This is a genomic window from Paraburkholderia elongata (assembly GCF_013177735.1).
GTDB classification, from domain to species: Bacteria; Pseudomonadota; Gammaproteobacteria; order Burkholderiales; family Burkholderiaceae; genus Paraburkholderia; species Paraburkholderia elongata.
Genome location: NZ_WOEZ01000071.1, coordinates 19735 through 40983, shown reverse-complemented (window position 1 = coordinate 40983; position 21249 = coordinate 19735). Strand labels below are relative to the sequence as shown.

Sequence of the window (21249 nt, the reverse complement as noted above, 5' to 3'; positions counted from 1 at the left end):
CTCGCCGCCTTGTCGACGAATACAACGCCGGGCACTGCCTGCGCGGTAGCGATTAGCGCGGGTTCGTTCTGCGGCGTCACGCCTTGTGGAATCACGACTGCTGCATACGCTTTGGTGGCCGAATCGACAACACCCAGCCACAGATGTTTGTACGGCTGCGACCATGGCGCGGCGAGCCACGTGTCCACCGTGAGCAGCGGCTGCGGTTTCGCATACGCGGCGAGCCAGGCGTCGGCGACTTTGTCTTTAAAACCTGCTTGCAGCAGCGTTGCGCGCAATGCCGCGGGATCGTTGAATACGTGCTGCGCAAGCAATGCACGGTCTTCGTTTTGCTGTTTCGCGGACGGCACGAATTGCACCACTGACTGATAGCTGCCGACCTTGTTCGCCGTGCTGTTCAACCCGTCGAGCTTCGTGCCCAGCGCTTCGGCGCGTTGCAGCACGATCTCCGGCGTCTCCCCACGCACCACAAAAAACTGCGCGCTGTTATCGACACCGACCGCCGCACGCACCTTGTCTTCCTGCGCGACCAGCGAAGGATCACGCTGGATCAGCAAATGGATATCGTCGTCGCTCGTAAGACGCAGCCAGCCGGGAATCGCCACGATCAGCAACAGCGCCGCGACGAACCATGCGCGCTTGCCGCCGATCGTGCGATGCCAGACCGTCAGCACACGCGCCGCGCCAGCGAACAGGCGCTGTGGGCTGCGCTTCGGCGGGCGCGTGAGCAGCGCGGGCAATAACCACAGCACCGAAGCAAACGCTGTGAGGATGCCCGCCATCGCAAAGCATGCAATCTGCTTGAGCGCGGGGAACGGCACCCACGTGAGGATCGCGTAGCCGAGCAGGCTGGTGGCAAGCGCAACCGTCAACGCCGGACGTACCGCACGCGCACCGCGGCGCGAATCCCAATCGCGCCCCGCGCCGAGATAGACCACGAAATACTGGATCGAATAATCGACCGCTTCCCCGATCAAGCTCGCGCCGAACACCAGCGTCAACAGATGCAATTGGCCGAACACCAGCATCGTCACCGCGAGCGCGCAGACGATGCCGAGCGCCGTCGAAACGAAACCGAGCAGCAACAGACGCGGCGAGCGGAACACCCACATCATCAACAGCGCAATCCCGCACAGCGACGCGACGCCGATCAGGTGCACCTCGTGTTCCGATGCGCTGCGTGCCGATTCCGCATAAAACACCGCGCCGGTTCTCGCCACCGACACGTCGGGGAACGCCTGCTTCAACGCACTTTCGCCTTGTGCGAGCGCGGCGAGCACGGCGTGCTGGGTCTTCGATTCGTAGGCCGAACCCGGCAGCGTGGCGACGATCAGCACGCTGGTTGCGGCGCCGCGATGCGACACCAGCATGTTGTCTTCGAGTTCGAGATTCGACGTGGCGAGCGGCAAAGCGCCGAGCCAGTGTTCGAGCCAACCGAACGGATCGTCGGCGAGCGGCGTGGTCAGGCCGCCGCGCAATGGGCTGTAGATGCGCTGGGCGAGCGCGTCGCGCAACGTGACGCTTGACGCATTGCTCTGCGCGAGCGTCGCGCGGTCGACAGGCGTCAGCAAACCGAAGCGATAGGGCATGTACAACGCAGCGATCTGCGACAGATCGAACGGCGGCAATTCCGCCGTCACCGAGCCGAACGCCCCGCTCTTCTGCAATGACGCGCCGAGCTGTTTCGCTGCCGCTTTCGCGTGCGCGTCATCGTTACTGGTGACCAGAAAAACAGTGCGATCGCCGAGCGCACCCGCCAGCGTATCGACCGCCTTTTCGGCAACTGGATCCGCTTCGGTGGCAGGCAACAGCGCCAGCAGATTGGTCTGCAGCGGCGAAGGTCCCGCGAAACGCCAGCCGCAATACAGCGCCGCGGCGAGCGCGAGCAGCAGCCACGCGGCGCGCATGCCCCACGCCTGTTTCGCGGACCGCTGTCGCAGCACTTGCATTACGGCGCTCCGAGCAAGCTGCGCTCAGCCGGCGTCGGTTCGGTCACCGCCGCGCTCTTCGCAAAGTCGAGCTTCGTGATGTCGCCGTTCGCGAGCGTGATGCGCAGGCTTTGCAGATAGTCGCCGCCATTCATCTGCAAGCCTTTGATCGACTGCGCGATCTGCGGCTGATTCGGCGTGAGTTGCATGCGCCACTGCGCGGCGCTGCCTTCGGCCTGCACGTCGAATTGCGAATACAGCGCCGACAGATCGCCGCCGAGCATCGCGCGCATCATCTTCGACACCTGTGCGACGCCGCGCGTGCCCTGGGCGCTGTGAGCCGTCACGCGCTGGCCGCTGGCGTTGACTTCGGCGACGCCCGCGTCGGTGATCACGTAGGTGGCTTTGTATGGCGTGTCGATCTGCCAGATCACGCCACGATCTCGGAAGAACAGCAGCGAACCTGTGCTGACGAGCGGCTGCTTCATCGCGGCGAGCGTTTGCGTCTGCGTGAATTGCGCGCGAACACCCTTGGCCTGTGCGAGATGTGAGGCGATTTGCGAGACCAGGGCTGGGTTGCCGGCGGCCTGCGCTTCTTCTGCGGCGGATGTCACCGTCGGCCATGCTGCCAAGCTCAATACGCTTAGGCTGCCTAGCGCGAGCAACGCGCCCGCTGCCACACGGCGCAAGTTCATCGTCCCCATACGCGCTCCAGCTTTTCGAATACGACCGGCGGCGACACGAACTGCAATTCCTGCGTCGCGGCATCGACCGCAACCTGGATCGTGTAGCCCTTCGTCAGCCGCGTACCGGACGCGCAATCGACTATTTCATAGCCTATTTTCAGGCGGTTTTCGTGTTCGAGCAGTTGCGTGCGCACTTCGATCGCCTGACCGTAGGTGGCCGGGCGCACATACTTCAGATGCGCCTCGACGATCGGCCACAGGTAACCCGAGGCCTGCATCTCGCGGTAGTCGTAGTCGAAGGTGCGTAAGAGCGCCGCGCGGCCGATCTCGAAGTACTTCAGGTAGTGGCCATGCCAGCACACGTTCATCGCGTCGACGTCGTGAAACGGCACTTCGACCATCGCGCTGGCTGTCAGCACTTTAGGGGAGCCGGTCATGCGTGCGAGCCTCCGCGATAGTCGTTCAACAGATCACACGCGGCGATGCGCGCGGTCAGCGCGCGCAGGTCGCTTTCCAGCGCGCGGTCTTCGTCGACGAACGGCGAGTGCGCCGTCACGCTGTCGATGAAGGCTTGCAGCGGCGCGGGAACCGGCGTGGCGCTGTCGATCTTCAAACGCAAACGGGCGGCTTGCACCGTCGCGAGCGTATGCGCGGCGGCGACCTGCTCGGTCAACTCCAGCACGCGCAAACAGTCGCGCGCGGCGATCGTGCCCATGCTGACCTTGTCCTGATTGTGCGCCTCGGTCGAACGCGAGAAAACGCTCGCGGGCATCGTGTTCTTCAACGCCTCGGCCGTCCATGCGGACGACGAAATCTGCACGGCCTTGAAACCATGATTGATCGCGGCACGCGCGGGAGCCGCACCCGACAGATTACGCGGCAAGCCGTTGTTGAAATTCACGTCGACCAGCAGTGCGAGCTGCCGGTCCATCAGATCGGCGAGATTGGCGACCGCGACCTTCAGCGAGTCCATGGCGAACGCAATATGGCCGCCGTAGAAATTGCCGCCGTGCAGCACGCGCTCGTTGTCGGGATCGATCAACGGGTTATCGTTCGCGCTGTTCAGTTCGTTCTCGACATCGCGGCGCACCCACGACAAGGCATCGCGCGCGACGCCGATCACATGCGGCGCGCAGCGAATCGAATAACGGTCTTGCAGACGATGCCCCGGCGTATCGTCGCGCCCGGTCAGATCGTCGCGAATCCACGCTGCGGCTTCGGCCTGACCTGCGTGCGGCTTCACTTCGAACAGGGTTGCGTCAAAATGCGCGGCGCGGCCGTCGAGTGCGACGGTGGAGAGCGCCGTGAGGCGTGCGGTGAGGCGCGTCAGATGATCGGCGCGTGCGAACGCGAGGCAGGCGAGGCCCGTCATCACCGCGGTGCCGTTCATCAGCGCGAGGCCTTCTTTCGGCGCGAGCGTCAATGGCGCATGACCGAGTTCGGTCCATACCTCGCGCACATTGCGCAGGGCGCCTTCGAACATCACGTCGCGCTCGCCAGCAAGCGCGGCGGCCACATACGAAAGCGGCGTCAGATCGCCGCTTGCACCGACCGAGCCTTCCGACGGAATACGCGGCAACACGCGATGATTGATCAGATCGGCGAGACGCTCGAGCAACACGGGGCGCACGCCGGAAAAACCGTAGGCCAGCGAGTTCAGCCGCGCGGCGATCACTGCGAGCGTTTGCGCATCGTCGAGATACTGGCCCATACCGCAGCCGTGGTAACGCGTCAGTTGCAATGGCAGGGCTTCGACGAGTTCCATCGGCACGTCGACCACGCACGCATCGCCATAACCGGTGTTGACGCCGTACACGGTCGCGCCCGACGCCAGATGCCGGCGCAGAAAATCCGCGCCGCGCTGGATGCGCGCGCGCCACGCCGGATCGGCGCTCAACGCAACCGGCGCGCGATGCCGGGCGATCGCGACGACCTCTTCGATCGTCAGCTTGCGCCCACCGATCGTCACCGCCGTCGCGTTCGCACGGGTGTTCTCACTTGCGCTGACGTTCGGCGCCTCGATCAGATCATGTTCGGCCATGTGTGCCTCGCTTGGGGCTGGCCCAGAAATCGAAGAAATTGAACCATTGATAAGGTGCCTTGCGGCAATAGTGTTCGAGACGCGCTGCGTAACGCTGCGCCCACGCGGCAAGATGCTGCGCGCGTTCGCGGCGCGGCAACTCGATGCGTTCGGCGAACGGTTCGAAATACAGACGGTAACCGTCGTGTTCTTTCAGGCAGAAGAACAGATAGACGGGGCAGCCCAGCGCATGCGCGAGCACGTAGGGGCCTTGCGCGAACGGGGCGGTCGAGCCGAGAAATTGCGCTTCCGTCGTGCGGCCCGCTTCGTGTGCCGGCACGCGGTCGCCGACGATCACCAGCAACTCGCCCGCGTCGACGCGCTCCTGCATCATCATGGCGGTCTCGGGACCGAAGTCGCTGACTTCGAGTAGATGCCGCGCGAACTGGCTGTTTGCCGAAGCCAGTACGCTATTGAAGCGCCGCGCGTGTTCGGTGTAGACCACGGCGGTGACTTTCGCGTAGGCGCCTTGCGCGGCGAGCGCGCGGGTCATTTCCAGATTGCCGAGATGCGCGCCGATCACGAGCGCACCCTTGCCGCTCGCCACCAAGGCTTCGAACGCCGATGGATCTTCGAATTTGACGTCGGCGTTATTGACACGGCCGGACCATGCCGCGAGCTTGTCGAAGCCCGATTGCGCGAACGCCAGCATGTGGCGATAGGCAGACAGCCAACCCGGGCGCGGCGTATCGCCGTGCGGTGCGGCTTCGCTAAGACGCGTGAAGTAATTGCTCGATGCCTCGCGCGTGGCGCGGCCCGTCAGCAGAAAATACGCGACGATCGGATGCAGCCAGAGCGCGGTGAAACGGCGGCCGAACAACTTGCAACTGAGCGCGAGCAACGACATGCCCAGATGGCTGCCGCGTTCGGCGATCCGCCACCAGTCCTGGGGGCTCTGTTCGCTCTGTTCGCGTTGTTCGGCCTGCTTGCACGGTTCGTTCTGCTCACCCGGTTCGCTTGCAATTACCGCGCGGCGTGGCATCACTTTGTGCGCGAGCAGCATCGGCAGACGCCACAGCATGCCGAACACGAGCCGCGTATGGCTGCGGCTGATGCGCACGTTGTCCCACAGCACGTCGAAATGCGAGACGCCGTCGGTTGCGTACGTGACGCGCGTTGGAATCGAGCGGAACGCCGCGCGCCGCCAGTAGAGGCGCACGAGAATTTCAATGTCGAAGTCCATGCGGGTCGGCAATTGCACGCTGTCGATCAGCTCGCAGGCCAGCGCAAGCGGATAGAGGCGGAAGCCGCACATCGAGTCGCGAATCGTCAGCGAGAGCGTTTCGATCCACACCCATACGTGCGTCAGATAACGGCCGTAAAGGCGCGATTTCGGCACGCTCTCGTCGTAGACCGGGCGGCCGAGGATCACCGCGCCCGGTTCGGCAAGCGCTGCTTCGATAAAGCGTGGCACGTCCGTCGCGTCGTGCTGGCCGTCGGCATCGATCTGCAACGCGTGCGTGTAATTCGCAGCGCGCGCGGCGCGCAGCCCCGCCATCACCGCGGCGCCTTTTCCGCCGTTGACCGGCAACCGCAGCAGCGTGAGCTGCCCCGCGTACTGTTGCGCGAGCGCGGTGAGCACCTGCTGGGTCGCCTCATCGCTGCCGTCGTCGACAACTAAGATCGGCAAGCCGTGCACCGCGAGGTGGGCAACGGTCGCGCCGATCGCGTCCTTGTGGTTGTAAATCGGAATCACGATGCACGGAGCGAATCTCATCATGCAGGCTCCCGATACACGATCACGCCGGATGCGCATTCACGCCCGCTCAGCCGGTACGTGAACTGCACTCGTCTACGCGCGGCGTCGTGTGCGAGCGTGAGATTCAGCACCGCGCCCGGCGACACCGGCGCCATGAACTTGAGCCGATCGACCGATGCCAGCGTGCGCACGGCGGGCACGTGTTCCGCGGCCAGATGCATGGCCCAGTGCACCTGGACCACGCCCGGCAGAATCGGCAGACCGGGGAAGTGGCCGGCGAAATGCACGAGCGTCGGCGGCACGCGCAGTTCGTAGTGCAACGTGTCGGCACTGCGGGCTTCGGCGAGCACTTCCACGCCGTCCGCGCGCGGCTCGAAAGCCGCCGCGACCGCGGCCACCGGCAGTTTGCCGCGGGTGTCGAACGGCAGCGTGAGACGAAAACGCCAATGACGCGGCAGCACCACCACGTCGAAATAGGCAGCGAGGTGCCGGCGCAGGGTTTGCGCAAGCAGCACGCGGCCTTCGGCGCGCAATGCCTCGCTGCCCGCTTCGCTCAGCGCCACCACGGCGCCGACGCGCTCGCGCGAGGCGCCTTCCAGCGGCACGATCGCCGCTTGCGCAACATACGGATGCAGGGCGAGACGCGCTTCGAGTTCCGGCAGCGACACGCGCTTGCCGTCCAGCTTGAGCACGCGATCAAGCCGGCCTTGCAGGCGGAAGCGGCCGTCAGCGTCGAACGCGATTTTGTCGTCCGTGCGATGCCAGCCGGTGTGATCGAGATGCGGCGAGCGAACATTCAGCGCGCCGTCTTCATCGCAGCGCACTTCGATACCGGTCACCGGTTGCCAGGCATCGGTCTGGTCCTGACGACGCCACGCGATGCCGCCGGTTTCCGTACTGCCGTAGATTTCGAGCGGCGCAGTGCCGTAGGCCGTCGCGTATTCCTGCGCGGCTTCCAGGGCGAGCGGGCCGCCTGAAGAAAAGAATGCACGCGGCGCCGGCGTCAACGCGGCGAAGCCAGGCAACGCGGGCCAACGCGACAATTGCGCGGGCGTCGAGACGACCACCGTCGCGCCGCCTTGCTCGATTTGCGTTTGCAATTGCACAGGCTCGATGCTGATCGCGCGGTCGAACGCGCGGCCCGCTGCGAGCGGCCACAACACGCGAAACAGCAAACCGTAGATGTGATGATGCGGCACGCTCGCGAGCATCGTCGCATCGCCGACCAGCGCGCCCCACTGCTTTTCGAGCGTGTGCACTTCGGCGTTGAATTGCGCGAGTGTCTTGCGGATCGGCTTGGGGGTGCCGCTGCTACCGGAGGTGTAGAGCGTCAACGGGGCTTCCGGATCGATCGTATATGAAGCGCCCCGCGCGTGTATGGCATCAGAATCAGAATCAGCATCGACGTCTTGCACACCATGCGGCAGGTCGGCGTCGGTCAGCACGGCGTCGTACGCGTCGGCGAGATCGGCGAGATAGCCCGGCGTCGCATTGGCCGGAATCACCGGCTCCTTGCCGCACGCGAACAACGCAAACAGCGCGCAGGCGAAATCGAACGGATCGTCGATGCACAACGCGTAACGTTGCGCGTCTTGCGTTTGCATCAGTGTAACCAGCGCCGAGACGCGCGCGCGAAACACTGCGCGGTCGAGCACCGTCGCGCCGTCGCGGCATACCGGCGCATTCACGACGGCGGACTCATGGCCCGCCAACAACAGATCATGCAACGCAATCATGCCGCCTCCGAACGCGCGGCTCGCGGCAGCACCACCAGATAACGCCAGATGACCTCGGCCACCAGCAGCACGCCGACCAACCCATAAGCGATCGCGCCGTTATAGAGCGACCAGCTTGCACGGCTCCAGTACAGCGCCGTATAAGCGGAGAACGCGCCGTTCAGCGCGAAGAAAGCGCACCACACCTGGGTCACGCGCCGCGTATGGCGCACGGCGCCAGGCGGCAAATTCGGATTGCCCAGCCGCGCGAATTTTTCGATCATCGACGGCCCGCTCACGAGCGTTGCGCCGAACGCAATCAACAGGCCCAGATTGACGAGCGACGGATAGAGACGCAAAAGCAGCTCGCTGTTGGTGAACACGATCGCCGCCGAGGCGCAGCTCAGCAGGCCGACCACGGTCCAATCGATCGAGGAGAGCCGGCGCAGCGAGGTCGCGACCGGACCGCTGCCGGCCCAGCGTTGCAGCCACAGAATCGCAAACAGCACGCAGCCGACATAGCGCGGCGTGTCCCAGCGCCAGGCGCACAGAATCGACGCGGGATACGCGAGTTTCAACAGAACCTGCACCACCGTTTTGGCCCAGTGGTGCTCAGTGCCGGGCGATGCCTCGGCGGGCTGGCTCGCCGCCGCTTGCATTCGCGAGCGCACGGATGGCATCAGCCTTGTGCCGCCAGCAGGGATTCGACCGCACCGATCACATCGCCGACCGTGCGCACCGACTTGAATTCTTCCGGCTTGATCCGGCGGCCGGTCATTTCCTGCAGTTTGATCGCAAGGTCGACGGCGTCGATGCTGTCGAGATCGAGGTCCTCGAAGAGGTGCGCCTCGGGCGTCACGCGCTCCGGCTCGATCGCGAAGTTCTCTTTGAAGATGGCGCGGATGCGTTCAAGAATCTCTGCCTCGGACACGGTCAATCCCCTTTTCTTGTGGTTTCGGTCACAGCATGCGCCGTTTCGCGTTGACTCGCGACCAGCGCAGCCAGCGTGCTGATCGAGCGGAAGTGTTCGCGGGTGCGGTCGTCGTTCGCTGCGATGGTCAGTTGGTATTGTTTGCGCAGCACGATGCCGATCTCGAGCGCGTCGATCGAGTCGAGACCGATGCCGTCGGTATCGAACAACGGGGCGTCGTCGTCGATATCGGCCGGGCTCAGGTCTTCCAGATCGAGGGCTTCGATCAGAAGCTGTTTAATTTCCAGTTTTAAAGAATCCATAATCGAACAGGTGCTGAGTAATGTGTGCTTCGATGGCGCTGGTCACGCTGCGCGCCGCGAGAGACGGTGAAGCGTCGTGGTCCGCGAGTTGCTCGACGCCAAGCGGCTCGAGCACGTTCACGCGCATCCGGAAAGCGCGCGCCGGCACGTCGTACCAGCGCATCTGCTTGGTGAACGCCGGTGGATCGCAATCCATCAGCACCGGCACGATCGGCGCGCCGACCTTCAACGCCATGTGCGCGAAACCGCGTGAAAACGCGTGCAGCCGGTTCGGGGCGGGGCTGCGCGTGCCTTCGGGAAAAATAATCATCGTGTAGCCCGCTGCGAGCTGCCGCGCGCCGGCTTCGACGAGCTCCGAGGGGTCGGCATTGCTCACATATTCCGCCGAGCGCACGATTCCCCAGAAACACGGATTGCCCCAGTGCGCGTTTTTCACCACGCAACAGGCCCGTGGCGTGAGCGACAATAGCACCATCACGTCTAGGTACGTCGGGTGATTGGCGACCACGATTGCCGGGCCGCCGGCGCGCAATGCCTGTGCGCCCGACACCTCGAGCTCCATCACGCCGATGCACCGCAATACCGCGACCAGCGCGCGGAAGAACCAGTGGATCACAGTCGTCACCGCGCGTTGGCGCGACGCACGATGTGGCCACAACCACGCGAACGGGAACACCAGTACCGAAAACAGCACACCGCAGATGCCGAACACCACGAAGGCCATGCCCGTCGCGCAGAACCGCCAAAGGTAATCAAGCCGCGCGTGCATGCCACCTCCAATGCCAGGCGGCGCCGGCGCCTTGCCAGGCGGCAGGACTGCCCGTTTCCAGACAGTGCAGCAGCGCCTGGCTCTGGGTCGCGAAACTTTCTTCCGCGTCTGCCTCGCCGGCTGCGCTTGCCGCGCTCGCCTCATTTCCCTCGCTTGCGTGGCTTGCCTGCTGCGTGGCCTCGGCGGCCTCGGCGGCCTCTGCTGCCCCCGGCTCACCTGCGCCGGACAACGTGCAGACCAACTGCCCCGCCGCCGCTTCGCCGTTCAGCAGGATCGCGATCGCGCCGCCCTGCACTTCGTCTTCAATCGTGCCATACGCCGGATCGGCCGGTTCGTCAGCGTACACCAGCAGCACCGGCGAACCGGGCTGCGCTGCGTATTGCGCGTACGCTTCCAGCAGCGCGTAGCCGAGCGTCTCAGCACCGGCCGAGATCGCGCTGGCAGCGGAACGATCGCCGCGCGCGATGCCGAACACGCCGGTCATTGCGTTCAACACCGACAGGCTGAAGGCAGTCGGCGAGACCGGTTCGCCCGCGCTGATGGTGCGCAGGATGTCCGTAGTACGCCGCAATTCGCCGTGGCGTGAAGCGAACACGACCCGGGCCTCATCTTGCGCCACGCAATCGTGCGCGACCTTCAGGGCGACTTTGGACAGCGTGCTCAGGCGACGCCGCACGATCGGCTCGATAAAGCCGATATCGGGTGCGGCAGATGCGGCAGCAGGCCAGCTAGACCAGCGAGCGACCGGAATGGTCCAGTGCAGATCGGGCATATCGGTGTTCGCGCGTAGAAGCGAGGAGAGGCTGAGGGCGCCTGACGGAATACGCAGCCGTCACAGCGTCTGCGCGCCGCGCGGAACGACAATCTCCAGCCGGGGGGTCAATCCAATGGTCTTATATAGGGTTCAGCGATTTAACGGCACTTGGCCCCGATTATTTAGGTGCCTTTGCCAATTAGTCTGATGAATTGACTCAGGCGCCCTGTGGTCGCCGGAATCATACTGAATATTGTGAATTAAATCAGCCACAAAAGACGTATCCATCTGTATCCGTATCGCTGGTGCGACGGGTCGCTGGACAGCGCCAAAATGCAGGCCGGGCGGCCCTCGCACAACCTGTGACCGGACCGCAAAGCCACTTGCAGCGAGCTTCGCGGCCCGGCTGGACGCTAACAACATCCACCAACAGGCACCGATACTTTCAATTAACTTTCTAAACAAGTGTTTCGTTTCGGAACACTTCAATGCTTCGGGCCCTATCTGCTGATCATGCACCCCGCATCGCCGAAGTCTCACGTGCGACTTGCGGGTGCTTACCGCAACGCCATTTTTGCAGGGTCGTGGCGGCGCCATCGGATTTCGCGGCGACGCGCGGCCATGCCTGCTATACTCCGTCCCTCATTGGGGAGTAGCCGCCCCGCGGCATGTCCGCACCGCTGTCATACGGGTGCGTCGAACGTGCGGTTCGCGGGGGCGCCTGTCAACAAACTTGGCCTACACGGCCATGGCAGCCGCAGCCTCTGGCCTGGCGAGACCGATGATCCACACACGCCGCAACAGGGCCCGGCGGTGTCGTGGGTCGTCGCTCGTTCATATCTCGGCCCGGGGAACCAACACATCGTGGATCACGCTTTTCTCATTTCGGCCGGAGCAGTCACGCTCGCCGAGATCGGCGACAAGACGCAACTGCTCTCGCTCGTTCTCGCGGCCCGCTATCGCAAGCCGATACCGATCATTCTCGGCGTGCTGACCGCTACGCTCGCCAATCACGCCTGCGCCGGCGCGCTCGGCGCCTGGCTCGGCTCGCTGCTCACGCCGACCTTCATGCGCTGGGCATTAGCCGCGTCGTTCATTGCGATGGGTTTGTGGATACTTGTGCCAGACAAACTCGACGATGAAGAAGCCAACACCAGCCGCACGCATTTCGGCGTATTCGGCGCGACCGTGGTGACGTTCTTTCTCGCTGAAATGGGCGACAAGACGCAGATCGCGACTGTCGCCCTCGCCGCGCGCTTTCACGACTTCTTCGGTGTGGTGGCCGGCACGACGCTCGGCATGATGATCGCCAACGTACCGGCGATCCTTCTCGGCGACCGCTTCGCCCACCGGCTTCCGACCAAAACCGTGCACGCCATCGCCGCGGTGATGTTCGTGATTCTGGGGACGATGGCGCTGTTCGGCGTGGGTGTTTAGTCGATCGTTAAGCGGCGCTGAAGCGTTCACCCAGTCGTCGTTTGAACGCCTGGCTGCCGTTCGGCAGCCAGGCGTTTCCCATCGCGCGCTTACTGCACGACCTTCGCGCCCGATGCTGACGCCGGCGCAGCCGCGGGTGCGGCGCCTGTCGCAGCGACTTCGTTCGAGATCCCACCGTTCTTGTCGACGGGAATCTTCACGGTATGGACCACGCCGTTGCCGAGCGGGAAGTCGGCCAGAGCGCTGCGCGCCAGATACGGCATGGCTCTCACCAGCGACGACTCTTCGTCCGAGTTGCGCGCCGTCACGTTATAGACCTCTTTGCCGCTAGCGCGCTCGGTGATCCGCACGCCGAGCAGGTGCGTGAAAATCGGGTAGCTCTGATTCACGTACGCGGTCGGATACGGACCCCATGGACCCCACGGATCGAACGACCGGCCCCAGTAGGGCGCCGGCCAGGGGTTGTAATACACCGGCTGCGCGACCGTCACCATGTCCGAGCGAATCCCGTACGACAGCCCGACCAGATAGCGTGCCGCTGAGGCGTCGACCTGACGGAACGCGTGCGTGGCAAGTTCGTTGCCGACGAAGCGCTCGTAGGTGGTGAGTTCGAGATTGTTTCGCTGATCCGCCGCCCGTGTGAAGGCATACGTACGGGTGGCATCATTGCCGCTCCAGTCGGAGAAAGCCGTGACCTGGGTGGTCACGTAGGTCGTGCACCCAGACAGCAGCACCGTCAGCGCGCCCAGCAGAAGCGCGGCACGGCGTGTCCATCGATCGAATTTCATGGTCTACCTCGTGATGCCTGTTGTCGCCATTCTTGAGCGGGTTGGCTCGTGCGCACGCTTTGCCGCGCAGAGCGGCCCCGATAATACGCTGACCAGGCGATTCGGTAAAAAGTTCGCCCCGCACAATCCGCCGAGCCTTTGTACAATGGCTCGACAAGCCCGGCTCGCGCGCCATAAGCATGCGTGACGGCTCGAATCCCATCACTACAGAACGCCATGGCCGATACCGCAACGCCCAATGTGATCCGCCGCGCCGATTACGCGCCGCCTGCCTTCCTGATCGACACCGTCGCTCTCGAGTTCGATCTGGTCCCCGAACGTACCGTCGTCAGGAACACGATGCGTGTGCGCCGCAACCCGGACGCGTCCCACGCCGCGAATCTCGAACTGATGGGAGAACAACTTGAGTTCGTCAGCGCCGCGATCGACGGCGCCCCGTTCGCCAACGCACATGCGCACGAACACGGCCTCACGCTCGACAACGTGCCGGATGACTTCGAACTGACGCTCACCAGCGTCTGCAATCCGGCGGAAAACACCACGCTGTCGGGGTTGTATGTGTCGGGCGGCAACTTCTTCACGCAGTGCGAGGCCGAGGGCTTTCGCCGCATCACTTATTTCCTCGACCGCCCCGACGTGATGGCGACCTACACGGTCACGCTGCGCGCCAGCAAGGCCGACTATCCAGTGCTGCTGTCGAACGGCAATCTGCGCGAAGAAGGCGATCTGCCGGACGGCCGCCATTTCGCCCGCTGGGAAGATCCGTTCAGGAAGCCGAGCTACCTGTTCGCGCTGGTCGCGGGCAAGCTGGTCGCGCTCGAAGAACGTGTGAAGAGCGGCTCGGGCAAGGAAAAGCTGCTGCAGGTGTGGGTCGAACCGCACGATCTGGACAAGACCCGTCACGCCATGGATTCGCTGATCAACTCGATTAGCTGGGACGAGGAGCGATTCGGGCTGGAACTGGATCTGGACCGCTTCATGATCGTCGCGGTAAGCGACTTCAACATGGGCGCGATGGAGAACAAGGGGCTCAACATCTTCAACACGAAGTACGTGCTGGCGAACCCCGAAACGGCGACGGACACCGACTTCGCTAACATCGAGGCGGTGGTCGGCCACGAGTACTTCCACAACTGGACCGGCAACCGCGTGACGTGCCGCGACTGGTTCCAGCTGAGCCTGAAAGAAGGCCTGACGGTGTTCCGCGATCAGGAATTCTCGGCTGACATGGCGGGCGGCGCGAGGGATGAAGCCGCACGCGCCACCAAACGCATCGAAGACGTGCGCGTGCTGCGCCAGATGCAGTTCGCCGAAGACGCCGGTCCGATGGCGCACCCGGTACGCCCGGAAAGCTACGTCGAGATCAACAACTTCTACACGATGACGGTCTACGAAAAGGGCTCCGAAGTCGTGCGGATGTATCAGACGCTGTTCGGCCGCGACGGCTTCCGCAAGGGCATGGACCTGTACTTCAAGCGTCATGACGGCCAGGCGGTGACTTGCGACGATTTCCGTCACGCGCTCGCCGATGCGAACGGCCGCGATCTCGCGCAATTCGAGCGCTGGTATAACCAGGCCGGCACGCCGCGCGTCTCGGTGCGCACGAAGTACGACGCCGCGCAACAGCGCTACAGCGTGACGCTTACGCAAGGCTACGGCGACGCCGCGCCGGCCGCGCGTGACACGCAAAAGGGCCCGTTGCTGATTCCGTTCGCAATCGGTTTGATCAGCAACGACGGCCGTGACCTGCCGCTGCAACTGGAGGGCGAAACCAGGGCTTCGGACGCCACCACGCGCGTACTGGAATTCACGCAGACCGAACAGACCTTCACGTTCGTCAACGTCGCGCAGGAACCGCTGCCCTCGCTGCTGCGCAATTTCTCGGCGCCGGTGATCGTCGAATACGACTACTCAGCCGACCAGCTCGCTTTCCTGCTCGCGCATGACAGCGATCCGTTCAACCGCTGGGAAGCCGGCCAACGGCTCGCCACACGCGAGTTGCTGACGCTCGCCGGGCGCGCCGCCACCGGGGTGCCGCTGCAGCTCGATGACTCGGTCGTCGCCGCGTTCGCCCGCATGCTGACCGACGAAACGCTCTCGCCCTCTTTCCGCGAACTGGCGTTGATGCTGCCTTCGGAAGCGTATCTGGCTGAGCAGATGGCCGAATCGAATCCTGCTGCCGTGCACGCTGCGCGGCAATTCGTCCGCAAGCGCCTCGCGAATGCGCTCAGACAGGACTGGCTTGCCGTGTACGAAAAGCACCGCACGCCGGGCGCCTATGAAGCTACACCCGAGGCATCCGGCCATCGTGCGTTGAAGAATCTTGCGTTGTCGTATCTCGCGGAACTGGACGATCCGGCTGAAGCCGTGCGTCTCGCGTCCGCGCAATATGACGCTGCCAACAACATGACCGACCGCTCAGCGGCGCTCTCGGCATTGCTCAATGCAGCGGCGGCGAATGGCGGCAGCGTTGAGGCGCAGCAGGCGCTCGACGACTTCTACCGGCGCTTCGAAAAGGAGCCGCTCGTCATCGACAAGTGGTTCGCCTTGCAAGCCACGCAACGCGGCAGCGCGCAGCGTCCGGTGATCGAGATCGTGCGCAAGCTGATGGCGCACCCGGCATTCAACCTGAAGAACCCGAACCGCGCGCGCTCGCTGATTTTCAGCTTCTGCGCCGCGAACCCCGCGCAGTTCCACGCCGAAGATGGCTCGGGCTACGCGTTCTGGGCCGACCAGGTGATCGCGCTCGACGCCATCAATCCGCAAGTGGCCGCCCGCCTCGCCCGCTCGCTGGAACTGTGGCAACGCTTTACGCCGACGCTGCGTGACGGCATGCGTGCGGCGCTGGAAAAAGTGGCGTCGCAGGTGAAATCGCGCGACGTGCGCGAGATCGTGGAGAAAGCGTTGGCGTGATGATCGTCTGAAAGCGCTTCCCGCATCGACAAGCCGGCACACGTTGCCGGCTTTTTTTCGTCCTGAATTTCGCCATGAGGCGGCGTGCGGACCTCAACGTTAGCCGTCTGGACGGCTGTTCGCATCGGCTCGGCGGGGTGAAAGTAAACGCATTCATTTAACGGTTTACGTTTAACGCTATGCGTTATATCATCCCATGATCACGACATTCGGCGACAAAGCTACGGCGGCAATCTTTCAGGGCAAGTTCGTGCATTCACTGCCGCTTTACATGCAGGCGCTCGCACGCCGCAAGCTGTTGATGATCGACGTTGCTGAATCCATCCGCAACCTGCATGCGCCGCCGGGCAACCGGCTCGAAGCCTTGCAAGGCCAGCGCAGCGGGCAGTGGAGCATTCGCATCAACGCGCAGTGGCGCATCTGTTTTTATTTTGTCGACGGGGAGGCGCTGAATGTCGAAATTGTCGACTATCACTGATTATTGGGAGACCGGCATGGTCATCAAACGCTCCGATCTGGGCAGCATCGATTTCTCCGACATCGAAACGGGAGAAAGCATCCCGGAGATTCACCCCGGGGAGATCCTGCGCTGCGAGTTCCTCGAACCGCTTGGCATGTCCGTCAATGCGCTCGCACTTGCGCTACGCGTACCGGCGCCGCGCATCAACGACGTCGTGCGTGGCAAGCGCGCCATCTCGGCTGACACCGCGCTGCGGCTCGAACGCTACTTTGGAGCGAGCGCGCAGTTCTGGCTGAATCTACAGATCGCCTACGACCTGCGCGTCGCCACCGCGGCAGCCGGCGAGCAGATCGAACGCGAGATCGAGCCGATGCCCAAGGCGAACCGGCCGAAAATGCCGAAAGTCTCAGCCGAACACGCCCGTGCCGCAGCGCTTGCCACCCGCCTCGCCGGCCATGTCACGGCCATCAAGGCTCGCCGCAAAGCCTGAATTTCACGGGCCTTTACAGCGCTCAGCAACACGGACGCACATCCTTGCATCTCAAAAGCACGGAACCGACACAGCGAGCGGGTAAAATCGAGACATTCCTCAAGCCTTCCCGGAGTACAGCAATGGCTTTGCAACGTCGTACCACTCTCACGAAGTACCTGATCGAGCAGCAGCGCGAGACCAATAACCTGCCTGCCGACCTGCGCCTTTTGATCGAAGTCGTCGCGCGCGCGTGCAAGGCAATCAGCTACCACGTCAGCAAGGGCGCGCTGGGCGATGCGCTCGGCACGGCGGGCAGCGAGAATGTCCAGGGCGAAGTGCAGAAGAAGCTCGACATCCTGTCGAACGAAATCCTGCTCGAAGCGAATGAATGGGGCGGCAACCTGGCGGGCATGGCGTCCGAGGAAATGGAGCAGTTCTTCCCGATCCCGGCCAACTACCCGAAGGGCGAATACCTGCTGGTGTTCGATCCGCTCGACGGCTCCTCGAACATCGACGTCAACGTGTCGATCGGCACGATCTTCTCGGTGCTGCGCTGCCCGGACGGCCAGCAGCCCACCGAACAGTCGTTCCTGCAACCCGGCACGCAGCAGGTCGCGGCAGGTTATGCGGTGTACGGCCCGCAAACCGTGCTGGTGCTGACCACCGGCAACGGCGTGAACTGCTTCACGCTCGACCGCGAACTGGGTTCGTGGGTGCTTACGCAAAGCGATATGCGCATTCCGGTTGAAACGCGTGAATACGCGATCAACGCGTCGAATGAGCGCCACTGGTATGAGCCGGTCGAGAAATACATCGGCGAATTGAAGGCAGGCAAGGACGGTCCGCGCCAGAGCGACTTCAACATGCGCTGGATCGCGTCGATGGTGGCCGACGTGCACCGTATTCTGAACCGCGGCGGCATCTTCATGTATCCGGCCGACAAGCGCACGCCGGACAAGCCGGGCAAGCTGCGCCTGATGTACGAAGCGAACCCGATGGCGTTCATCGTCGAACAGGCGGGCGGCGCCGCGACCAATGGCGAGAAGCGTATTCTGGACATCCAGCCGAAAGCCTTGCATGAGCGTGTGGCGGTGTTCCTCGGTTCGAAGAACGAAGTCGACCGCGTCACCCGCTACCATCTCGAAACAAAAAAGTGACTGCAGGGGCTTGCCAAGTTCCTGAAGAAGTCCCTATAATCTCGTTTCTCCTGATGCCGGAATAGCTCAGACGGTAGAGCAGCGCATTCGTAATGCGAAGGTCGGGGGTTCGATTCCTCTTTCCGGCACCACAAGATTCAAGCAAAAAGCCCAGTCCTCGTGACTGGGCTTTTTGCTTTTTGCTTTTTGCTTTTTGCTTTCTGCTGCCTGCTTTCTGCTTCCTTCTCCGGCTTCCGCTTTTCCCCTGCGCCTGCTTTCCGCAATCCTTGGAGATTCAGCTTCGCCTTCACCTCGGTCAACGCAACCGTCACTTCAACATCGACTGCCGACATTGACCACGATGGCTCCGGTTCACCCGCCAAAATCCAATCGATCGCATCGCGCGGTCATGCCGAGATTGCGAGCCACCACCGCATCTTCAACGATCACGTTTTCAGCCCGCTCTGTGCGATACGCCGCGGCCGCTTCCAGCGGCGCCGACGAAAACCACAATATCCTGCCGGCGCACTCGATACCGACCTGACGTCCTTTCCAGTAGACAGCGTTTTCCATGGTGAACTCTCCGAAAGGCGAAGACAGCCATCTTCCGCGCCAGACTCGACGCGTCCGTTAGCCACCGCACCGTACGTCGCAAATAGCAGCTTCAATGATAGACGGCGGCACGATCGTGGCGAGTGGCATGTCAGCTGAAGTTACGCGCACGAGCGACAGCTGCACGGCAACCTATCTGAAGCAACGGCTCGCGGCCCGGAGCTGAAGCCGAAGCTGCGCGCAAGCTCTACCGGACTCCGCGCTTCTCCCTCAGGAAGTCGATCAGAGCGCGCAACTTGAACGGCATCTGTGCGCGGCTCGCCGTGTATAGATAAAAACCCGGAAAGCTCGGACACCATGCATCCAGCACACGCACCAGGCGGCCGTCTTCGAGTTGTTCGTTCACGTAATCGTCGATCACATGAAGGAGACCCACACCCTGCTCCGCCGCCCGCACCATCGTGCGCAGATCGTTGGTGACGAGACTCCCGCGTGTCTCGACTTCGAAAACGCGCGACGCATCGTCGGGTGGCGCGAACTCCCATCGATAAATACCGCCGCTGGTCGAGAAGCGGTAGCGCAGGCAATCGTGAGCGGCGAGATCAGCAGGCGTCACCGGCGCCGGGTAGCGCTCGAAGTAGGCCGGCGAGCCAGCTACGACAATGCGGATCTCCCCACCTAACGGCACCGCCACCATGTCCTGCGCGACCCGTTCGCCGAGCCGGATGCCCGCGTCGAAGCCTTCGCCGACCACGTCGGCGAAACCATCGTCGAGCGTCAGGTCGAGACGGATCTGCGGATAGCGGCGCGTGAACTCGGCCAGATGCGGCAGCACCAGCAATTCGCTCGCGACCCTCGGCAAATTGATGCGCAGCGTGCCGGCGGGCTGGTCGCGAGTTTCATCGAGCGCCTCGAAGGCCGCCTCCAGCTCACCCAGCGCAGGCACCACGCGCGCGAGAAACTGTGCACCAGCTTCCGTCAGGGCGACACGCCGCGTGGTCCGGTTGAACAGGCGCACATTCAGCTGCGTCTCGAGCGCGCGAATGCTTTGCGACAACGCCGACGCTGTCACACCGGATTCAGCGGCCGCGCGAGTGAAGCTGCCGTGGCGCGCCACGCACGCGAACGCCATCAACGCCGGCAACTGGGCTGGATCCATCGCAATCCCTATTATTAAGTCAGACTTCATAATCCTTGCAGATAGGCGGCATTTTTCCAAGTAAAAAAATCGGCGCAAGATAGCGCCATCGATTCAATTCTTCCCGCCTGACCGCTCAAGGAGACTGATATGACGATGGACCGCTACAACTTGCTCGGCCGCTCGGGCCTTCGCGTGAGCCCGATCGCACTCGGCACGATGACTTTCGGCACCGAATGGGGCTGGGGCTCCGACGAACAATCGGCGCAACGTCTGTTCGACCTGTACGTTGATGCCGGCGGCAACTTCATCGATACCGCCGACCTGTACACCGAAGGCACCAGCGAAAAATGGCTTGGTAAATTCGTCACGGCGCGCGGGCTGCGCGACCGGCTCGTGATCGCCACCAAGTACGGCTATAACGCCGAGACCGGCAATCCGAACGCGGGCGGCAACCATCGCAAGAATCTGCTGCGTGCGCTCGACGGCTCGCTCAAGCGTCTGGGCACCGACTACATCGACCTGTACTACCTGCACACGTGGGATCGCGTCACGCCGGTCGACGAAGTGATGCGCGCGATGGACGACGCGGTGCGCGCGGGCAAGATCCGCTACGTCGGCCTGTCGGATACGCCCGCATGGTTCGCCGGGCGCGCGCAGACGCTCGCCGACTGGCGCGGCTTCGAACCGGTCGCGGCGATGCAGCTCGAATACTCGATGATCGAGCGCAACGCCGAAAACGAGTTTGCCGATCTCGCCGCCAATCTCGGCATGGGGCTCGTGCCGTGGAGTCCGCTGGGTATGGGGGTGCTGTCGGGCAAATACCGTCCTTCGCAAGGCGGAGCGGCGAACCCTGTTTCCGGCGACGGGCGCCTTGCGAGTGTGGCCAGCGCGCCGCCGCCGGGATTCGACAAGCTGACCGAGCGTAACTTTCGGATCGTTGCGGAACTGGAGGCCGTTGCGAATCTGGCGGGACGGCCGATGCCGCAAGTCGCGCTGAACTGGCTGCATCAGAAGCGCGGCGTATCGAGCATCATTGTCGGCGCGACCCGGCCAGAGCAGTTGCAGGAGTCGCTCGGCTCGCTCGATTTCACGCTCGCGCCAGAATTAATCGCACGGCTCGACGCAGTCTCGGAACCTGCCCGTCCGTTCCCGTACTACATGTTTGCTGACGGTCATCAGGCGAGGATTCACGGACAGGTCGAAGTCGCCGACAAACCCGCGGCCTACTCCGCACCCGTGAAAATTCCGGCGCCGAAGGCGTAAAAATCGTCCACTGCAAGCGCCGCGCTTCGTCCAGAACGCGGCGCCTTTTTATTTGCGAAAAATAACTCGAAAAGTATTCCTGCTCGTCAACGAAGTCGCGCAATCGTTCGTTTACAAAAATTGGGGGGCTGAATGTGAACGCACTGAACCAATTGGTAATTAACGAACGTTCGGCCTAACGCAGAGAAAATCCCGCCAATGCGGCAGTGCACAAAAATCGCTG

Annotated in this window: 21 protein-coding genes, 1 tRNA gene and 1 riboswitch; of the genes, 7 read left to right on the top strand and 15 right to left on the bottom strand. The window is 63.3% G+C overall.

Annotated features, from left to right (window positions below; translation table 11 throughout):
* The 11 genes from GNZ13_RS14470 to GNZ13_RS14420 form a co-directional block, all read right to left on the bottom strand.
* On the bottom strand, positions 1–1949 hold a 1949-nt coding region (locus tag GNZ13_RS14470; RefSeq protein ID WP_172165305.1), incomplete at its 3' end, for an MMPL family transporter.
* On the bottom strand, positions 1949–2632 hold the full coding sequence (locus GNZ13_RS14465) for a LolA family protein (RefSeq protein WP_172165303.1): 684 nt from the start codon (positions 2630–2632) through the stop codon (positions 1949–1951). The genes GNZ13_RS14465 and GNZ13_RS14470, both read right to left, overlap by 1 nt.
* Positions 2620–3051 carry an acyl-CoA thioesterase gene (locus tag GNZ13_RS14460; protein ID WP_169487327.1) on the bottom strand — a complete coding sequence of 144 codons (432 nt, stop codon included), beginning with the start codon at positions 3049–3051 and terminating at the stop codon, positions 2620–2622. The genes GNZ13_RS14465 and GNZ13_RS14460 overlap by 13 nt, the downstream gene beginning before the upstream one ends.
* Positions 3048–4655 (bottom strand): HAL/PAL/TAL family ammonia-lyase, encoded by a 1608-nt coding sequence (locus GNZ13_RS14455; protein WP_172165301.1) that lies wholly within the window; start codon positions 4653–4655, stop codon positions 3048–3050. Before GNZ13_RS14455 ends, GNZ13_RS14460 begins: the two co-directional genes overlap by 4 nt.
* A complete protein-coding gene (locus tag GNZ13_RS14450) occupies positions 4642–6411 on the bottom strand; it encodes a glycosyltransferase family 2 protein (RefSeq protein WP_172165311.1) in 1770 nt (589 codons plus the stop codon). Before GNZ13_RS14450 ends, GNZ13_RS14455 begins: the two co-directional genes overlap by 14 nt.
* Positions 6411–8129: an AMP-binding protein gene (locus GNZ13_RS14445; RefSeq protein WP_172165299.1), complete on the bottom strand. Its 1719-nt coding sequence runs from the start codon at positions 8127–8129 to the stop codon at positions 6411–6413. The genes GNZ13_RS14450 and GNZ13_RS14445 overlap by 1 nt, the downstream gene beginning before the upstream one ends.
* On the bottom strand, positions 8126–8788 hold the full coding sequence (locus GNZ13_RS14440; RefSeq protein WP_172165297.1) for a COG4648 family protein: 663 nt from the start codon (positions 8786–8788) through the stop codon (positions 8126–8128). Before GNZ13_RS14440 ends, GNZ13_RS14445 begins: the two co-directional genes overlap by 4 nt.
* The gene (locus GNZ13_RS14435; RefSeq protein ID WP_007180827.1) at positions 8788–9039 is read right to left on the bottom strand and encodes an acyl carrier protein; all 252 of its coding nucleotides are present in this window, start codon (positions 9037–9039) and stop codon (positions 8788–8790) included. Before GNZ13_RS14435 ends, GNZ13_RS14440 begins: the two co-directional genes overlap by 1 nt.
* 2 nt (positions 9040–9041) lie before the next feature.
* Positions 9042–9341, bottom strand: a complete 300-nt coding sequence (locus tag GNZ13_RS14430; RefSeq protein WP_172165295.1) for a phosphopantetheine-binding protein — start codon at positions 9339–9341, stop codon at positions 9042–9044.
* Entirely contained in the window at positions 9316–10110 is a 795-nt protein-coding gene (locus GNZ13_RS14425) for a lysophospholipid acyltransferase family protein (protein ID WP_172165293.1), read from the bottom strand. The genes GNZ13_RS14430 and GNZ13_RS14425 overlap by 26 nt, the downstream gene beginning before the upstream one ends.
* Positions 10094–10882 (bottom strand): beta-ketoacyl synthase chain length factor, encoded by a 789-nt coding sequence (locus tag GNZ13_RS14420; protein ID WP_172165291.1) that lies wholly within the window; start codon positions 10880–10882, stop codon positions 10094–10096. The genes GNZ13_RS14425 and GNZ13_RS14420 overlap by 17 nt, the downstream gene beginning before the upstream one ends.
* 617 nt (positions 10883–11499) lie before the next feature.
* Positions 11500–11717, top strand: a riboswitch (yybP-ykoY riboswitch).
* Positions 11718–11728: 11 nt separating this feature from the next.
* Here GNZ13_RS14420 and GNZ13_RS14415 point away from each other — a divergent pair.
* Positions 11729–12301, top strand: a complete 573-nt coding sequence (locus GNZ13_RS14415; protein WP_172165289.1) for a TMEM165/GDT1 family protein — start codon at positions 11729–11731, stop codon at positions 12299–12301.
* Positions 12302–12390: 89 nt separating this feature from the next.
* On the opposite strand, the gene GNZ13_RS14410 is transcribed toward GNZ13_RS14415, so the two are convergent.
* Entirely contained in the window at positions 12391–13089 is a 699-nt protein-coding gene (locus tag GNZ13_RS14410) for a DUF4136 domain-containing protein (RefSeq protein WP_172165286.1), read from the bottom strand.
* Between the two features lie 216 nt (positions 13090–13305).
* On the opposite strand from GNZ13_RS14410, the gene pepN reads away from it, so the two are divergent.
* The 5 genes from pepN (at position 13306) to GNZ13_RS14385 (ending at position 18222) form a co-directional block, all read left to right on the top strand.
* Positions 13306–16002, top strand: coding sequence for an aminopeptidase N (gene pepN, locus GNZ13_RS14405; protein ID WP_172165283.1), 2697 nt, complete (start codon positions 13306–13308; stop codon positions 16000–16002).
* 196 nt (positions 16003–16198) lie between these two features.
* Positions 16199–16480, top strand: coding sequence for a type II toxin-antitoxin system RelE/ParE family toxin (locus GNZ13_RS14400; RefSeq protein ID WP_172165280.1), 282 nt, complete (start codon positions 16199–16201; stop codon positions 16478–16480).
* A 16-nt stretch (positions 16481–16496) separates the two neighbouring features.
* On the top strand, positions 16497–16952 hold the full coding sequence (locus tag GNZ13_RS14395) for a HigA family addiction module antitoxin (protein WP_172165308.1): 456 nt from the start codon (positions 16497–16499) through the stop codon (positions 16950–16952).
* A gap of 122 nt (positions 16953–17074) precedes the next feature.
* Positions 17075–18091 carry a class 1 fructose-bisphosphatase gene (locus tag GNZ13_RS14390; RefSeq protein ID WP_172165277.1) on the top strand — a complete coding sequence of 339 codons (1017 nt, stop codon included), beginning with the start codon at positions 17075–17077 and terminating at the stop codon, positions 18089–18091.
* 55 nt (positions 18092–18146) lie between these two features.
* A tRNA-Thr gene (locus tag GNZ13_RS14385) sits at positions 18147–18222 on the top strand.
* A gap of 6 nt (positions 18223–18228) precedes the next feature.
* On the opposite strand, the gene GNZ13_RS14380 is transcribed toward GNZ13_RS14385, so the two are convergent.
* The 3 genes from GNZ13_RS14380 to GNZ13_RS14370 all read right to left on the bottom strand — a co-directional run bounded on the left by GNZ13_RS14380 (position 18229) and on the right by GNZ13_RS14370 (position 19781).
* A complete protein-coding gene (locus GNZ13_RS14380) occupies positions 18229–18423 on the bottom strand; it encodes a hypothetical protein (protein WP_172165274.1) in 195 nt (64 codons plus the stop codon).
* A gap of 19 nt (positions 18424–18442) precedes the next feature.
* Positions 18443–18643, bottom strand: a complete 201-nt coding sequence (locus GNZ13_RS14375) for a hypothetical protein (protein WP_172165271.1) — start codon at positions 18641–18643, stop codon at positions 18443–18445.
* Positions 18644–18869: 226 nt separating this feature from the next.
* Positions 18870–19781: a LysR family transcriptional regulator gene (locus GNZ13_RS14370; RefSeq protein ID WP_172165268.1), complete on the bottom strand. Its 912-nt coding sequence runs from the start codon at positions 19779–19781 to the stop codon at positions 18870–18872.
* Positions 19782–19910: 129 nt separating this feature from the next.
* Here GNZ13_RS14370 and GNZ13_RS14365 point away from each other — a divergent pair, with 129 nt between their 5' ends.
* Entirely contained in the window at positions 19911–21026 is a 1116-nt protein-coding gene (locus tag GNZ13_RS14365) for an aldo/keto reductase (RefSeq protein ID WP_172165265.1), read from the top strand.
* Positions 21027–21249: the final 223 nt, after the last annotated feature.

What these genes read in the sequence shown, in the direction of transcription:
- GNZ13_RS14375 (WP_172165271.1), bottom strand. Translation starts at nt 18,643, where the DNA reads ATGGAAAACGCTGTCTACTGGAAAGGACGTCAGGTCGGTATCGAGTGC.
- GNZ13_RS14465 (WP_172165303.1), bottom strand. Translation starts at nt 2,632, where the DNA reads ATGGGGACGATGAACTTGCGCCGTGTGGCAGCGGGCGCGTTGCTCGCG.
- GNZ13_RS14395 (WP_172165308.1), top strand. Translation starts at nt 16,497, where the DNA reads ATGGTCATCAAACGCTCCGATCTGGGCAGCATCGATTTCTCCGACATC.
- GNZ13_RS14425 (WP_172165293.1), bottom strand. Translation starts at nt 10,110, where the DNA reads ATGCACGCGCGGCTTGATTACCTTTGGCGGTTCTGCGCGACGGGCATG.
- GNZ13_RS14370 (WP_172165268.1), bottom strand. Translation starts at nt 19,781, where the DNA reads ATGGATCCAGCCCAGTTGCCGGCGTTGATGGCGTTCGCGTGCGTGGCG.
- GNZ13_RS14430 (WP_172165295.1), bottom strand. Translation starts at nt 9,341, where the DNA reads ATGGATTCTTTAAAACTGGAAATTAAACAGCTTCTGATCGAAGCCCTC.
- GNZ13_RS14400 (WP_172165280.1), top strand. Translation starts at nt 16,199, where the DNA reads ATGATCACGACATTCGGCGACAAAGCTACGGCGGCAATCTTTCAGGGC.
- GNZ13_RS14380 (WP_172165274.1), bottom strand. Translation starts at nt 18,423, where the DNA reads ATGTCGGCAGTCGATGTTGAAGTGACGGTTGCGTTGACCGAGGTGAAG.
- GNZ13_RS14420 (WP_172165291.1), bottom strand. Translation starts at nt 10,882, where the DNA reads ATGCCCGATCTGCACTGGACCATTCCGGTCGCTCGCTGGTCTAGCTGG.
- GNZ13_RS14440 (WP_172165297.1), bottom strand. Translation starts at nt 8,788, where the DNA reads ATGCCATCCGTGCGCTCGCGAATGCAAGCGGCGGCGAGCCAGCCCGCC.
- GNZ13_RS14390 (WP_172165277.1), top strand. Translation starts at nt 17,075, where the DNA reads ATGGCTTTGCAACGTCGTACCACTCTCACGAAGTACCTGATCGAGCAG.
- GNZ13_RS14450 (WP_172165311.1), bottom strand. Translation starts at nt 6,411, where the DNA reads ATGAGATTCGCTCCGTGCATCGTGATTCCGATTTACAACCACAAGGAC.
- GNZ13_RS14445 (WP_172165299.1), bottom strand. Translation starts at nt 8,129, where the DNA reads ATGATTGCGTTGCATGATCTGTTGTTGGCGGGCCATGAGTCCGCCGTC.
- GNZ13_RS14365 (WP_172165265.1), top strand. Translation starts at nt 19,911, where the DNA reads ATGACGATGGACCGCTACAACTTGCTCGGCCGCTCGGGCCTTCGCGTG.
- GNZ13_RS14455 (WP_172165301.1), bottom strand. Translation starts at nt 4,655, where the DNA reads ATGGCCGAACATGATCTGATCGAGGCGCCGAACGTCAGCGCAAGTGAG.
- GNZ13_RS14410 (WP_172165286.1), bottom strand. Translation starts at nt 13,089, where the DNA reads ATGAAATTCGATCGATGGACACGCCGTGCCGCGCTTCTGCTGGGCGCG.
- GNZ13_RS14460 (WP_169487327.1), bottom strand. Translation starts at nt 3,051, where the DNA reads ATGACCGGCTCCCCTAAAGTGCTGACAGCCAGCGCGATGGTCGAAGTG.
- pepN (WP_172165283.1), top strand. Translation starts at nt 13,306, where the DNA reads ATGGCCGATACCGCAACGCCCAATGTGATCCGCCGCGCCGATTACGCG.